The organism is Planctomicrobium aquicomposti (genome assembly GCF_051466325.1).
In the GTDB taxonomy this organism is placed as follows: Bacteria; Planctomycetota; Planctomycetia; order Planctomycetales; family Planctomycetaceae; genus Planctomicrobium.
In genome coordinates, this window is record NZ_CP195792.1 from 1,678,691 (window position 1) to 1,693,082 (window position 14,392).

General features: G+C 59.0%; 12 protein-coding genes. 4 read left to right on the top strand and 8 right to left on the bottom strand.

The window, feature by feature from the left end; genetic code table 11:
- Positions 1-97 precede the first annotated feature (97 nt).
- Positions 98-727 (bottom strand): HAD family hydrolase, encoded by a 630-nt coding sequence (locus SH664x_RS06405; protein ID WP_437206013.1) that lies wholly within the window; start codon positions 725-727, stop codon positions 98-100.
- 257 nt (positions 728-984) lie between these two features.
- Here SH664x_RS06405 and SH664x_RS06410 point away from each other — a divergent pair, with 257 nt between their 5' ends.
- On the top strand, positions 985-1,488 hold the full coding sequence (locus tag SH664x_RS06410) for an acetolactate synthase (RefSeq protein WP_437206015.1): 504 nt from the start codon (positions 985-987) through the stop codon (positions 1,486-1,488).
- Positions 1,489-1,806: 318 nt separating this feature from the next.
- On the opposite strand, the gene SH664x_RS06415 is transcribed toward SH664x_RS06410, so the two are convergent.
- The 5 genes from SH664x_RS06415 to SH664x_RS06435 form a co-directional block, all read right to left on the bottom strand.
- Positions 1,807-2,742 carry a sugar phosphate isomerase/epimerase family protein gene (locus SH664x_RS06415; protein ID WP_437206017.1) on the bottom strand — a complete coding sequence of 312 codons (936 nt, stop codon included), beginning with the start codon at positions 2,740-2,742 and terminating at the stop codon, positions 1,807-1,809.
- A 402-nt stretch (positions 2,743-3,144) separates the two neighbouring features.
- Positions 3,145-3,567, bottom strand: coding sequence for a hypothetical protein (locus SH664x_RS06420; RefSeq protein ID WP_437206019.1), 423 nt, complete (start codon positions 3,565-3,567; stop codon positions 3,145-3,147).
- 216 nt (positions 3,568-3,783) lie between these two features.
- Complete coding sequence (gene mraY, locus SH664x_RS06425; RefSeq protein WP_437206021.1) at positions 3,784-4,887, bottom strand: phospho-N-acetylmuramoyl-pentapeptide-transferase; 1,104 nt, start codon at positions 4,885-4,887, stop codon at positions 3,784-3,786.
- Between the two features lie 73 nt (positions 4,888-4,960).
- Entirely contained in the window at positions 4,961-6,370 is a 1,410-nt protein-coding gene (locus tag SH664x_RS06430; protein WP_437206023.1) for a UDP-N-acetylmuramoyl-tripeptide--D-alanyl-D-alanine ligase, read from the bottom strand.
- A gap of 93 nt (positions 6,371-6,463) precedes the next feature.
- Positions 6,464-7,996, bottom strand: coding sequence for a UDP-N-acetylmuramoyl-L-alanyl-D-glutamate--2,6-diaminopimelate ligase (locus SH664x_RS06435; protein WP_437206024.1), 1,533 nt, complete (start codon positions 7,994-7,996; stop codon positions 6,464-6,466).
- 357 nt (positions 7,997-8,353) lie between these two features.
- On the opposite strand from SH664x_RS06435, the gene SH664x_RS06440 reads away from it, so the two are divergent.
- The 3 genes from SH664x_RS06440 (at position 8,354) to argF (ending at position 10,832) form a co-directional block, all read left to right on the top strand.
- A complete protein-coding gene (locus SH664x_RS06440) occupies positions 8,354-8,590 on the top strand; it encodes a hypothetical protein (RefSeq protein WP_437206025.1) in 237 nt (78 codons plus the stop codon).
- A gap of 204 nt (positions 8,591-8,794) precedes the next feature.
- Positions 8,795-9,775, top strand: a complete 981-nt coding sequence (locus tag SH664x_RS06445; protein WP_437206026.1) for a 3'-5' exoribonuclease YhaM family protein — start codon at positions 8,795-8,797, stop codon at positions 9,773-9,775.
- Positions 9,776-9,854: 79 nt separating this feature from the next.
- Entirely contained in the window at positions 9,855-10,832 is a 978-nt protein-coding gene (gene argF, locus SH664x_RS06450) for an ornithine carbamoyltransferase (RefSeq protein WP_437206027.1), read from the top strand.
- 169 nt (positions 10,833-11,001) lie between these two features.
- Here the strand turns inward: argF and SH664x_RS06455 are convergent, their stop codons facing one another.
- The gene (locus tag SH664x_RS06455) at positions 11,002-12,843 is read right to left on the bottom strand and encodes an HlyD family efflux transporter periplasmic adaptor subunit (protein ID WP_437206028.1); all 1,842 of its coding nucleotides are present in this window, start codon (positions 12,841-12,843) and stop codon (positions 11,002-11,004) included.
- A 114-nt stretch (positions 12,844-12,957) separates the two neighbouring features.
- Positions 12,958-14,337, bottom strand: coding sequence for a histidinol dehydrogenase (gene hisD, locus SH664x_RS06460; protein WP_437206030.1), 1,380 nt, complete (start codon positions 14,335-14,337; stop codon positions 12,958-12,960).
- Positions 14,338-14,392 lie beyond the last annotated feature (55 nt).

A 14,392-nucleotide genomic window follows, 5' to 3' on the forward strand; every position in this document is an offset into this window, starting at 1 on the left:
GTTTCCGGGAGCCAACGCCCTTCCGCGTATCGCGAAGGGACAAATGTAAGTAATCGCAATGGCGAGCGGCTGCGGGTGTGAAAAATCGCCCGCAGCGTCAGCTCTCACCATCCTTCGCGAGCGGCAGCCGGATGTCATACCGCAGGAGGTCGTCGCAGAACCTCTGGGCCGACGTAAACACTTCAGCGTGCAGTCCGAATGACTTCCCCGCTGCGACGTACGGGGCGATGTCGTCGACATACAGGCATTCCTGCGGATCGCAGTGAATCTGATCCAGCGCGGCGAGATAAATCTCCGGTTCCGGCTTTGCCGCCCCGACTTCGTACGAGAGCACTTTCGCATCCAGCCGGTCCAGCAGATCGAAATGCTGCTCAATCCAGCGAACGTGAGTGATGCAGGTGTTCGAGAGCAGCACCCGCCGCAATCCGCGTCGCTTCAACTCATTAAGAACCGGGATCATCGGCTCGTTCAGTTCGAAGATGTCCCCGGCTGCCCATTGCAGGCGTTCCAGCGAAAACGGGACTCCGTACAGACTTCGCAGGCGGTCGGCGAACTCTTCTTCCGTCAGTTGTCCCCGCTCAAATTCGAGGTGCAAGTTCGACTCGAACACGTCGCGGCGAATCTCGTCGGGTGACCGCTGGCAGACGTCGGCAAGTTGTCGACACATCCGGTCGTGACTGAAGTGAACCAGCACATTGCCCAGATCGAACAAAATCGTTTTCAGCATGATCTCCCACCGCAAAGGGTCCGAATCCGACCAGCGGCCGCGAAGGTTTCATCTGGATTCCCCCGATGCAGCTCCGCAAGATCATACCGGGTTCTCCCTGCCGCATCAGGGCAGGCTTCTCTGGCCGAGAGGACCGGGCGGCCGAGACTGACGCCGGTTCGACCTCGATCCAGGGGGGGAGGAAATCAGTTTGACCGCTTCTGCCAGATGTCATAACTTGCAGTCTCCTCGTCCCTTCCTCAACTCGAGACAACGGAATGCCATCCGGCTTTGATGATGACGCTCCCAATGCTCCGCTGACGATGCGCGGCCGGAACTGGCCCTGTCTGCGTCAGTTTTGCGTTTTTATGGAGAATCGTGTCGGCTGCCTGCACGAGTTGCTGCGGCAGCTCGAAGGACGTTCACTCCGAATCATCGCCCTGACGGTGGTCGATACTGTGGAGTTCGCGGTCGCCCGCATCATGGTCGACGACTCGGACCGGGTGCGAGAGATTCTCACCCTCGAAAAGTTCACCTTCGTGGAGAACGATATTCTGGGTGTGGAACTCGCCGAGGGAGAGGATCCGTTCGCGAACATTTTCCGCACGCTGGTCTCGGCCGAGATCAACATCAGCTATACGTATCCGCTGATTTACCGCCGGAGTCCGCGGGGAGCCATTGCGGTTTACGTGGACAATATCGATCAGGCCCGTGTCGTGCTGCAGGAACATGGGCACCACGTGTTGAGTGAAAACGATCTGCACACGGACGACTTCTTCTAGGCATTTTGTTTTCTGATCTACCCGTTCTTGCGACGCGGAACTGAGCATTTCATCACTCGAAACGCTTGCTGCGCGGGTACTGGAAAGAGCAACCTGCTCGAGAGCGTTTTGATTGCAGATCGCCCCGTCCGTAAGACGCGGAATCGTTTTTGGCAATCATGGAGACGGTGGAGGCCGGGGGCGGTCCTTGTCCGCCACTCCAGGCGTGTCATCGCCGGTGCACTCCCCGTGCATTCACGGGCAGACGTCCCATAAAACAGACAGCCTCGTCAAAGGACGAGGCTGCTGGCTTTTTTACGATCCCCTCGCCACAAACGACTAACGGCTACGGGGCTTGGTATCGGTTGATGCCAGTAGCTTCCGCAGCGTTTCGATATCGGTGCGGAGGGCATCGAGGTTCTCAGCCAGATTTCCCTTGGGAAGATACTCTACGTGCAAAGACAGCGGTCCGGCAAACTTGGAAACGTTCAGCATGGCAAAGAAAGCAGGATCGATCACTCCTTTCCCCAGCGCGACCTCTTCCGGCCGGCGCCCATTCCATTTGAAATCCTTGACGAAGACGGCGCCCAGGTATGGCTGAATCATGTTCCAGGATGTCAGCCAGGTAGAACCTCCTTCCATGGTGGCATGTCGAATGTCATAAGCCGAAGCAACTTGCGACGGGGAAATGCCGTCCAGCAGCTCGCGCAGATCCCACAGTGGGGCGCCCACATAGGAAGCCCCCGCGTGATTCTGATACAGCCCGGTCACTCCAAGTTCGGCATTCATCGCCGCCAGATCTTTGACGACCGACTTCAGTTCCTGCAGCTGCGGCCAGACCGGCTTCGTGAGGTCATAGCGGTAATACTGCATCCGGTAACGCTTCACCCCCAGTGCAGCGGCGGTCTTTAACAGGGTCGCTGACTTTTCATCCGCCCGATTCACATTTGTGGTGAGAATGGTGACTTCGAGCCCGTTTTTCTTGAGGGCATCGACCAGCTTGGGCAATTCCTCCGCAGCCCTCTCAGGCTCAAACAGGCCATTCGCTCGCGCGGTTGCCTCAATCCCGTTGAAGCCCATTTCGGCCATCTGATCAGCCAGCTGCGAGTAAGAAAGCTGCTGGACGAATTTCACAAACCCACAGATCGGGATCGGGTTCGCTTCAGCGGCTTTCGGTGCCGCCTGGATCTGCGGGCTGAGCAGCATGGCCCCGGCTGCGGCAGCAGACTGGGCCAGAAAATGACGTCGGTCAAGCAGGTCGCGTGGGATGGTCATGACGATCAGTGTTGTTAAAGGAATAAGCTGGCATCAACTGAAGTTTAAGTGATCCTGTCAGCTGCTGCCACTCCTGCGATCCGGCTGACAGCAATTCACGCCCACCCCGAAAAAGGTGAGAGCCGCCGCAATCAAGGACTGCAGCGGCTCTCGTTCCCTCTCTCCCTACGCTTCAATGGACGCTATGGCTCAATGGCCTGGCGGACGCGGGTTTTCTGGTCCACTTGCCGGGTCTTCGTCGTTTTGGGAGCCCCAACGGATGCAGGCATCTTGCCCTGACGTTCCACGCCTGGAACAGACCAACGCGTTTCCTGTTCGGCGGGACTGACAATTTCACATGTAGTAGTTGCGAATCCGCAGGCAATCAGACAAAAGACAAAATGCGTCATTGCCGTTTCCTGATCAGGGACTGGGCGCAGCAGCCGCTGCGGAAACCGATTGAATGGATTGCTTCCGCTGCCGCAGACGTTGGGCATTGGCCTGATGACCAGTCATGCAATCACCACGCCGTTCCCCATTCACCAGCACGGTCTGGAGGTCGGTAATTTCCACACGGTCCCCCTGTGCCACCGCACCGCAATCGACTCCGTTAATGTTAATCCGGCCCTTCTCGCAGATGACCGTCAACTCCGGTGAGTCGTACATCAGCCGGCCATCTTTGGATTTCTCAACACGGTGATTCCTCCGGTCGGGATCAATCTTGTAGTGGATGCCCCCATGCATGGAATTGGTCTTGCTGGCGCGCCACGGGGATGCACAGGACGACGCCAGCGCCGTCAGCGCCAGCAGCAAAGCAACAAAATGGCGGTGATTGGGAATTGGCATGGGAAGCCCGATCTGAAAACTCTCTCGGCAGTGCCGCACTCGCGAACGGTTCGTGTTCCGGAAGGGGCGTGAGGTTGGAAGCCGGCTCGGTCCGAAGATCGAACCGGCTCCCATTCCCTCTCTCCCTACGACGCAGTGTCTGAGGAGGTGGTCGTCAGGAATCAGGAGACAGCAATCTTCCGCTTCTCCCCGATCCTGATGCCTAACCCCTGATCTCTATTGAATCTTCAACGTCACCATTCCGAGAATCGCCAGCAAGGCTGAGCCAATCCAGAAGCGGGTGACAATCTTGATCTCATGGTCGCCCCGGAACACAAAGTGATTGTGCAACGGGCTGCAACGAAGCGGTTTTTTTCCGGTGAGTCGATAAGTCCCGACCTGATAAATCACGCTCAGTGTTTCGACGACGAACACGCCACCGATAATGACCAGCAAAATTTCTTGCCGGGTGACCAATGCTGCCAAGGCCAGGAGGGCACCGATCGGCAACGACCCCGTGTCTCCCATGAAAACCTGCGCGGGATAACAGTTGAACCAGAGGAACCCCAGCATCGCTCCGACCAGTGAGCCGATTACGATTCCCAGTTCGCCCGACCCGGGCATAAACGGAATGCTGAGATAGCTCGCCATCCCGAAATGTCCCGCAAGGTAGCACAAGGCCACGAACGACATTCCGGTGAAGACCGCACAGCCTGTCGCCAATCCATCCAGTCCATCGGTCAGATTGACACCATTGGAAGTTCCAACCAGCACGAGCATGGCCCAGGGAATCAATCCCACACCCAGCCAGGTGGTGAGATGCCCGAGCGGCCAGACGAGTTCGAGGCCGAACTTCTGTTCCTTTTGCACCGTGTAGAGCCAGAGGGCCACAACGCTTGCCAGCAGGCACTGCACGATAAATTTCTGATAGGCCCGCAAGCCCTTCTTCTTCGTACTGACTTTCACCCAGTCGTCATAAGCTCCCAGCGCGGCGAACGTGATTGCGATGAAGACTCCCATCTGAACATAGGCATTCGAAAGATCTGCCCACAGCAGACTGGAAATCACCACCGCCCCGATAATGAACAGCCCACCCATCGTGGGAGTGTTCTGCTTCGCCGCATGGAGTTCATTCAATGTTTTCGAGGCACTGTCGATCCGCTCCCGGAACCGTCCCCGCAGCCAGCGGATCGCCAGCGGCCCCAGCAGCACCGCTGCCAGAAACGAAGTCACTGCAGCCAACGCTGTTCGCGCGGTCAGGTTGACCCGCGAATCGCCAGCGGCATGCTGTCCCAGCTGCTCAGCCAATGGCGTCAGATGTTGCAGTAACCAGGGAATCATGGTGATGAAGGGAAGGGAATCGGAAAGGGGAGAAACAGAATTGAAGGAGTGAAATTGTGTTCGAGGACAGGAATCAGGCTGCGCGACGTTCAGCCGAGTCGGACTGCAATCGCTGTTCTGACAGACGATGGAGGCCCGTGACGACTGCTTCCATTTTCATATCACGCGAGCCTTTGACGAGCACCACGTCACCCGGCTCCAGCCAGCAGTCGAGTAACATCAAGGCGAGGTCATGATCACGGCATGCTCCCAGGCAGCCGGCATCCATGCCGAGTTTGCGCGCACTCCCTGCGACAACTGCTGCCTGAGAACCTACCGCAATCATGCGATCGAATTTCGATCGATAAAGTTCCTCACCCAGGAGCCTGTGAAAGTCCTGCGTCCAGTCGCCGAGAGTCAGCATGTCTCCGGCAACAAAAATCCGTTTACCAGTGGTCTGCCAGCCTTTCAATGTCTGGCAGGCGGCCGACATTGACGCCGGACTGGCGTTGTAGGTGTCGTCAATGACCGTCCACGATCCGATCCGCAGCAGCTGGCTGCGACCCGGTGCCGGAGTAAATGTCTGCAAGCCTTCCGCGATCTGAAGATCGTTCAGATCGATCTGTCGACCAATCGCAATGGCAATCAGCGCTGCGGTCAGGTTTTGACGACCGCTCACCGGCACGACAAACCGGGTGGAACCGACATTGAATTCGAGTGACTCGTTCCTGGCGACAACATCCGTCGCCCGCAGATGATTGTGTTCGCGTTCACCGACCAGAATGACCGGGCAGGCTGCCTTCAACGACATCTGCACGAGATGTTTGTCATCACCGTTCAACACGGCGAAGCCTGATTCGGGCAGGGCTTCAATCAGTTCCGCTTTGGTGCGGACAATGTTGTCCAGCGAACCGAACTCATCGAGATGAGCCGGCGCGATGGCGGTCAGCGCACCAACTTCCGGTTGAGCGATGGCCGCCAGTGTTTCGATATCACCTGTTTTGGAGGCCCCCATCTCGATGACCGCGAACTCATGTTGCGGCTCGATCTGCAACAGACTCAGGGGGACGCCAAACTCGTTGTTGTAATTGTGCGGGCTCTCGCTGCCGGGGAACCTCCCCGAGAGAACCGAGGCGATCATCCTGCGGGTGGTCGTCTTGCCGACGCTCCCTGTAATACCGATCACCAGTGTTTCAAACTGCCGGCGGTACCAGTTGGACAGTTTCCACAGAGCTTCGAGGGTGTTCTCCACCTCGATCCGGGGTCCTTGAACCTTGTTTGCTTTCGCGGCATCGACAACCGCCGCGACAGCCCCTGCGGAAAACGCCGCTTTGACGTATTTATGCCCGTCCTGCTTTTTTCCGGTCATGGCAAAAAACAGGTCACCCGGACGGACTCGGCGGGAGTCGATCTCGACCCGCCCGACGGTCTCATCGAGGCGGTCGATTCCGACGGGGATGCCCCCCGTGGCAGCGATCAGTTCATGGAACGAAATCGGCTGCATGGTGGGATGTCCGAATGAAAATGACGGTCAAGGGAGACTGACAACGGGATTGTTTTCTGACTTCTGTCAGTTCGGATCGCTCTCTCGTTTTGTTCAGAGCCGTTTGCCAGGCAAATGACTCGAGTCGCCGCCACAGGGCTGTAATCCGGCGAAACTCGCCAGAATCGCACTGCGGCAGACGGCAACATCATCGAAGGGGAGGCGCGCCCCGTCGACCACTTGTTCTTTTTCGTGTCCTTTCCCGGCGATGATGACCGCATCACCCGGTTGTGCCGCGTGGATGGCGGAACGGATGGCTGCATCGCGATCGGGGATGATTTCGTAGTTCTGTTGCTCAGCAGCGAAGCCGTTCACGACCTGCCGGATAATCTCCAGGGGATCTTCCGAGCGGGGGTTGTCACTGGTGACGAACACCCGATCGGCGGCTGAGGCGGCCTTCGCCATCAGCGGTCGCTTGCTGTGATCACGTTCACCCCCGGCCCCGAACACGACGGAGACCCGTCCGGTGGTGATCTGTCGCACTGCCGCGATCACTCGTCGGAGGGCATCGTCGGTGTGGGCGTAGTCCACATAAACCTGAAATGGTTGTCCGCAGTTCACCCGTTCCAGTCGACCCGGAACGAGGTGACAGGTTTCCAGTCCCGCAGCGATCTGCGCCAGTGACAGCCTGAAGTGCAGACCGGCACAGGCGGCCGCCAGACAATTGCTGACATTGTGCTGGCCGACCAGCGGCGTGAAACAGTCGATCTGTTCCGTGCCGTGAATCAGCCGGAACCGGGAACCGTTTGTACTTAATGATTGAATTTCAGCGCGGACATCCGCCTCGTTGTCGATGCCGAATGTCATGACTCGCACGTCCACATTCAGACGTTCGAGAATGTTTTCATGATGGCGGTCGTCGGCGTTGAGGACGAGCAGTCCGCCCCGCTTGATGTGCTGACTGATCAGAGATTTCGAGGCGATGTAGTCGCCCAGATGTCCGTGATAGTCGAGGTGGTCATGAGTAATGTTGGTGATGATGCCGACATCGATGCTCAGTCCGGCGGTGCGGCCCTGCTTGAGGGCATGGCTGGAGAGCTCGATCGCGGCGTGGGTGGTGTGGCGGTCCCGCATGGCGGCCAACGACTGCGCGAGGGGAAGCGCATCCGGGGTGGTGAGTCTGGCCGGACGGGATTCGAGACCGTCGTTGTATTCAATCGTCCCGATGACGCCCGTGGGATGTGAGGCAGATTCGAGAAGGGACCTCACGATCCAGGTTGTTGTCGTTTTGCCGTTGGTGCCCGTTACCCCCGCTACTCCCAGGCGCTGGGAGGGGAAGGCGTATAGCCCGTGGCAAATTCGACCGTAAGCCTGGCGTGCATCAGGGACGATACATTGAGGAAGTGTAACTTCAGCGAGGGGGCGATCAGTGAGGATCGCCGCGGCCCCACTCAGACGGGCTTGCTCAATAAATTCCCGCCCGTGGAGGCGGGTTCCAGGAAGGGCTGCAAACAGACATCCCGGCGTGCATGCGTGGCTGTGTTCGGTCACCGAGGAAATGGTGATGTCGGCACAGCCCACAAAACTGGCTGAGGGGATCAGCCCGCGAAGGCTCACGGAACCGGGTTGTCGGAGGGGATAAAACATAAAATCTGGGCATCCTGCCCGCTGGCCTGAAGGGGTTCAGACCGTGTCGTCCATAACAGATGTGAGGTGGGGTCAGACGACGGGCACAGCAGCCAAGCGAGGGGATGTAAGTTGCTCAGCTGCTGCCACTTGCGTTTGACACAGGGGCGTGTCGTTCAAGTGAGACGGATTCTCCCGATTTCCCGGATTCGGTCAAGCAGGCTTTAACCAAAATTCAAAAGAGTGAAGGACGGTTTGTAACAGTTACAGCCAACTCGCCTGCATCTGCTGATTTGCTGAAGTTCATCCTCTGCGAACCCGCAACCACGAGCCATTCAGGCTACTCTCTCGGACAAGACTCCGGAGGGGGGCGTTCGCGTGCAATGTGTGTCCATCCGCGATGACTGGTCGCGAGTCAATGGAGAATGGCTGATTGTGAAGCAGGGTCGTGTTAGTACGTATCACATCCGTCACTGGATCTATTCGGGGCAGGAACTCCGCCACCTGCTGGAATCAGTCGGTTTCAAGCAGGTTCGAATCTACGGAAGTATGGCGGGTGCGGCATACGGCCCCGGTGCTCAGCGGCTGATCGCCATTGCTCAAAGACCCGTTTGATTCCTCGCGGTCGTGTCCGTGAGACCCCTTCCGCTGCTGTGGATCGACGCAATCTGGCGAGCCGACGAGGTTTGGGCGGCAAATCGTTCTTCACTCCTCAGCTGGCGTTGCATTGAGACCGGCGAACTCTGCCGGTATGATTGCCAGTTCCTCCCCGCCGATCCTCCTTCAGGATCGGCTGATTTGTTTACAGGCTGAGGACTTATGTCGAGACGGTTCGTAAATCTGCTGCAGGACGGCGAAACAATCGAAGAGGTGTATCTCCTCGCGGATCGCCAGCTGCGCGCGAATCGCAACGGCGACAGCTACCTGCTTTCCCAACTGCGGGACCGGACCGGTCAAATCTCCGGGTTGCTCTGGAATGTGACCGACGCCACGGTCGGCCATCTTCGTCCCGGGGACTATGTCAAGGTCCGGGGGAAAGTGCAGCTGTTCCAGAGTAATCTGCAAATGATCCTGACCCGGATCGATGCGGTCAGCCCGGAACAGGTCTCGACGGAAGATTTCATCCAGCAGTCCACAGCCGATGCAGACAAGCAACTGGCCCGGCTGTCGGAGATTCTCCTGTCGATGAAAGATCCCGACCTGCGGGCGCTGATGGCAACCTTTCTCAGCGATCCAGAAGTCATCGACGGCCTGAAGCAGGCTCCGGCCGGGATTCGTCTGCATCATGCTTATCACGGCGGGTTGCTGGAACACGTGCTGACTCTTTCCGAGGCCGCGACACGCATCGCCGACCTCTATCCGAAAGTCGACTTTGACTTGGTGCTGGCGGGGATCTTCCTGCACGATCTGGGGAAAATCTGGGAATTGAGCTACGACACCTCGTTCCTGTACACCGACGAAGGCCAACTCATTGGTCACCTCGTGATGGGGGTCGAAAAGCTGAACGATAAGCTCCGGCTGACCGAGCAGGCGACCGGTCGTCCGTTTCCACGGGAAAAGGGGATGCGACTGAAGCATATGTTGCTCAGTCACCACGGGACTTATGAATTTGGCAGCCCCAAACTGCCGATGACACCCGAAGCGATCGCACTGCACTATCTTGATAATCTGGATGCGAAAACCAACGAATTCCTGTCACTCATCGAGTCTGATCCCAATGCGGGATCCAACTGGACTCCCTATCAGGCCAGTATGCAGCGAAAGATCTTTAAAGGGGGCGCGGCAGACTGGGCGGGGTGATCGAGGCAGGAATTCTGAGGCATTCTCGCGGATTATTCCGCGTTTTTTCGTTTTCCCGGCAGCGACCGGAGCTTGATTCATGAAGCATTTAACCAGCCTGTTTGACGTCACGACCGCTGAAGTGCAGGAGATCCTCTCTCTGGCGGCACAGCTGAAAAAGGAGATGCGCCGCGGAAAACGCCGGCCCCTCTGTGCGGGCAAAGTGCTGACGCAGGTTTTCGAAAAACCATCGCTGCGGACCCGGGTCAGTTTTGAAGCGGGGATGCATCAGCTGGGGGGGAGCAGCCTGTTCCTGACCAGCAAGGAGGCCGGTTTCGACGGTCGCGAGACAAAAGAGGACATCGCCCGGGTCCTCGGCGGTTATTCCGACATCATCGTCCTGCGGACCTTCTCGCAGGGGTTGATTGAAACCTTCACACAGCACGCCGGCAAGCCGATCATTAACGGGCTGTCCGATGCGTACCACCCTTGCCAGGCACTCGCGGACGTCCTGACGATTCAGGAAGAACTCGGCAAGGTGAAAGGGAAACACATTGTCTATGTCGGCGACGGCAACAACGTCGCCCGATCACTGGCCAATATCTGCGGGCACATGGGAGCCTCGATCACCATCGCCGCACCCGAAGGCTACTGGCTGGATGAAGAGTATCTGACCCGCGCCAAGAAGACGTTCCCCGCGTTGAAGCTGGTACAGATCAGCGATCCACTCACAGCCGTCAAAAATGCCGACATCATCTACACCGATGTCTGGGCCAGCATGGGGCAGGAAAGCGAAAAAGACAGCCGGGCCAAAGCCTTTGCCGAATTTCAGGTGAATGAACGCCTGCTGGATGCCGCCGGAAAGAACGTCCGTTTTATGCATTGCCTCCCCGCCCGACGCGGGCTGGAAGTGACCGAAGAGGTGATGTGCGATCCCCGCAGCATCGTCTTCGAACAGGCTGAAAACCGCATGCACCTCGCCAAGGGGCTGATGGTCTGGCTGCTCAAGCAGGCGGAATCCGCACGCAAAGCGCCGCGCAAGTCAATTGTGAAGAAAGCCAAACGACGTAAGAAATAGAGCAGGTTGCTCTTTCCTGCGCCCCCGCAGCAAACATGACTTCTGGTGAACTGCTGGCGTTCGCGTAGCGAGGACGCGTCGGTCAGAAGTCAAAATGCTCCACACCAGCAGAGTGCGGGAGTCCTCGCGCGATGGCAGCCCCTCCCGGCATTTCCACTGCAGGCCGTGGTTACAGATTCCACCAGCCCTGCACCCGGTCAAGCAGTCGGCGAAACCAGACGTACCCGATAGGCCCGCGACCACAGCGAATCCGATATTGCACCACGCTTCCCGGCCGCAGCTCCGGCGATGAGGAATCCCGCTCAAAGCCGGCGGTGAGGAGCAGCACCGGACCGCTTCCCGGTTCCGTTTGCAGGCGGGGAGCGACGTCCTGAATCGTTGCCGGATGGCGGACAGCCGGATCATCCGCAGCAACGAAACTGACGCTCGCGGTTTTGTCAGCGATCGCAGCGAGAACCGGTCCGATATCGCGGTAGTCGACCTGCAGTCGGGCCTCCCACGGGCCGGTCAGATCCGCCACCGTCACGAGACGGTCCGCCCGATTCACCGGTCGATCGAGCAGCAGTTGCTCCAGTTCCCAGGTCAGCACGTGCCCCTGAATCGGGCTGGTGAGTGTCAATTCCTGCTGCTGCCGTTTCAGAATGGCCAATTGCTGTTCGAGGCCGTGTTTGACCGTTTTGTATTCTTCGCCTCGGGCGGCGAGTTCGTTCGCGGACTGAATCTGGTCATTCGGTCGGCGTTCCCCGCGCAGCGTTTCGAGGTCCGCAATCTGCTGCGTGACGGTCACCAGTTCGCCGGTCAGCTTGCTGATCTCCAGATCCAGTTCGGGACTGTGCAGCCGCAGCACCGGAGCCCCTGCAGCAACCGGTTGGGCGTGCCGGACAAACAGCTCTTCAACGATTCCGTTCGCGTTGGCGAAGAGGTCGTGCTGCAGCGCTGGTTCGAGATGTCCCGTGCCGGAAATGATCACGGGTGCCGGAATCAGAGTGAGTCCTGCCGCCGCCAGCCCCAACAGGCAGAGCACCGCCGCAGACTTGTTGAATCGTCCTCCGGTCAGGGCTGCAGCTGTCCGGTGCCACAGCCCCGCGCGAGCCCGCTGGTATTCGAAGGCATGTTCCAGAGCCCGGGACGCCTGTGGTGCCAGAAACTGAATTTCTCGTGCCGAACGACTGGGGGAAGTCCCGCGAAAATTCTCGAAGACGAGCAGTCCCAAAGGAACGTTCCGAGCAGACGGCTCCTTCCCCACCAGGGGAACCACGAGCACCCGCGCTGCGCCTGCTTGCTGTGCGTAGGTCGCCAATGCAGGGACAGCATCACCTGCGGAGTCAAAGCACTCCGGCCAGGTCTCATCCGACGTCACCGACTGGCTGATCAACTCTGCCAGACAATGTTCCAGGGCCCTCACAGCTTCAGACCGGCGATCAAAATTTTCCAGCCCGCTGATCGCCTGCAGTCTCGCGCCGATCGAATCACAGGTCGCGAGGCTGACCCGATCGCAGCCGGCCCAGACGCGCGATTCATTCGCCAACGCGAAGCAGGTCTCCGCAAACCCGAGATGGGCGTGCACGCGCGAGAGCCACTCCGCGTACGCTTCCGCCAGTCCTGCGTTCGCTTCAGAAGCAGGAGCAGGGGTCCGATTCGCCGTCAGCCGGAACGTGGCCAGTGCCTGCTCGACTTCCGGGAGCGTGATCTCTCCCTGAGTAAAGAACAGCTCGAGCACCCCCTGCACTTCCGGCAACGGCAGCAGCATCAGCCGTAACGTTGTCGCCGGCAGTCCGGGGCCCTGTTCGAACTGGGCATTCATCGCCTTCGCGCGCCCCGACTCGAACACCTCCTGTAGTTTTTCCGCATGTCCCGGCCACTGACGCTGCGCCTGTTCCAGCGACTCTTCCCCAAGACCGATCTGCACGAGCACAACGGGCGAATGTGAAGCGCGTTGCTGCCAGATGGCTCCCCCGGCGGCCCGTGTGACGTTGATCAGCTGCCCGAGCCAGAGCTGCCTGTCGGGCATTCGGGATTCCGATGACGCGGCAGCGCGGGGAGTCGCAGTCATGCGTGCTGAATCCGTTGTCATGAACCGCGGGGACTGTGCTGAATCGGGAATACGCCAACGTTTCCGGAATCTCTATTTCGGTCCGTCCGGTGTTGCCAGACGGATGTCGACACTCGACCGGTGGGCAGTCAAACCTTCCACATCCGCCATGGTCCGCACGAGGTCGGCATCGTCCGCCAGGGCCGCGCGGTTATAGCTGATCACCGAAGACCGCTTCAGAAAATCATTCGCACAAAGTCCATTAGCGAATCGGGCAGTCCCTCCTGTCGGCAGCACGTGCGAGGGGCCGGCCACGTAATCGCCCAGAGCCACCGGCGTGTAATGCCCGAGAAAGATCGCTCCGGCATTCTGAACCCGGGACAGCATCGTTTCGGGATGGGCTGTGGAAATATGGAGGTGTTCCGTCGCCAATTGATCAGCCAGACCGGCCGCTTCAATCTCATCGCGGGCCAGAATCAGCGCCCCGTAGTCTTCGAGACTCTGCCGGGCGAGGTCTCCCCGTTCCAGAGTGGCGAGCTGCCGTTCGAGCTCAGCGGTAACCGCATCAATCAGCGGCGGATGCCACGTTACGAGGACGGCAGAGCCGGGGCTGTGTTCCGCCTGGGAAATCAGGTCGGCCGCCACAAACGCGGGATGCGCTGTCTCATCCGCGAGGACAATCACCTCGCTCGGCCCGGCGATGCTATCGATATCGACTTCGCCGAAGACGTGCCGTTTCGCCAGGGCGACGAACAGATTTCCCGGCCCCACGATTTTGTCGACGCGGGGCAAGCCCTCGACCCCATAGGCCAATGCCGCGACCGCCTGTGCACCCCCAATGCGGTAGACTTCGGTGATCCCCAGTTCGTGGCAGGTGGCCAGCAGTTTCTCGTTGTAAGCACCAAACGGAGTCGGTGGCACCACAATCGCGATCTCCCCCACTCCGGCCGCCTGTGCGGGAACGGCGGTCATCAAGACCGTGGAAGGATAGGCAGCCGCCCCGCCAGGAACACAGATTCCGACACGTCTAAGCGGCAGATACCGTTGCCGGAGCTCGATCCGCGCCGCATCCTGTACCCGATGGACCGCCACATCACGGGTGAGTATCGCCTGCTGAAACTCCAGAATATGTTCGCGAATCTCCCGAACCGTCCGCAGCCACGGTTCCCCCACAGCGGTATGCGCTCGCTGCAGATCATCGTGCGAGACCCGCAGCGTATCAGCTGTAATCTCCTTGCGATCCAGTTTGCGGGTGTAGTCGAGCAGCGCGGAGAGTCCCTGTTCACGAACATCGCGGCAGATGCGTTCCACAACCTGAGTCGGGCTGAGGGGTTCTCCGAACAACTCGATAGTCCGTTGCCGTCCCGCCTCCGAAACAACGTCACCGCGCGGGCTCAGCTTTTCGCGCAGGGCCGAAAAGAGTGCTGTCGCGTCGTTGCGTCGACAGTCAATGGTCGTCAAGTGCAAAGGCATCGGGATACAGGCTTCGAAACGGGGGTCACGCAGGGGGAAAACAGAACTCGACCAA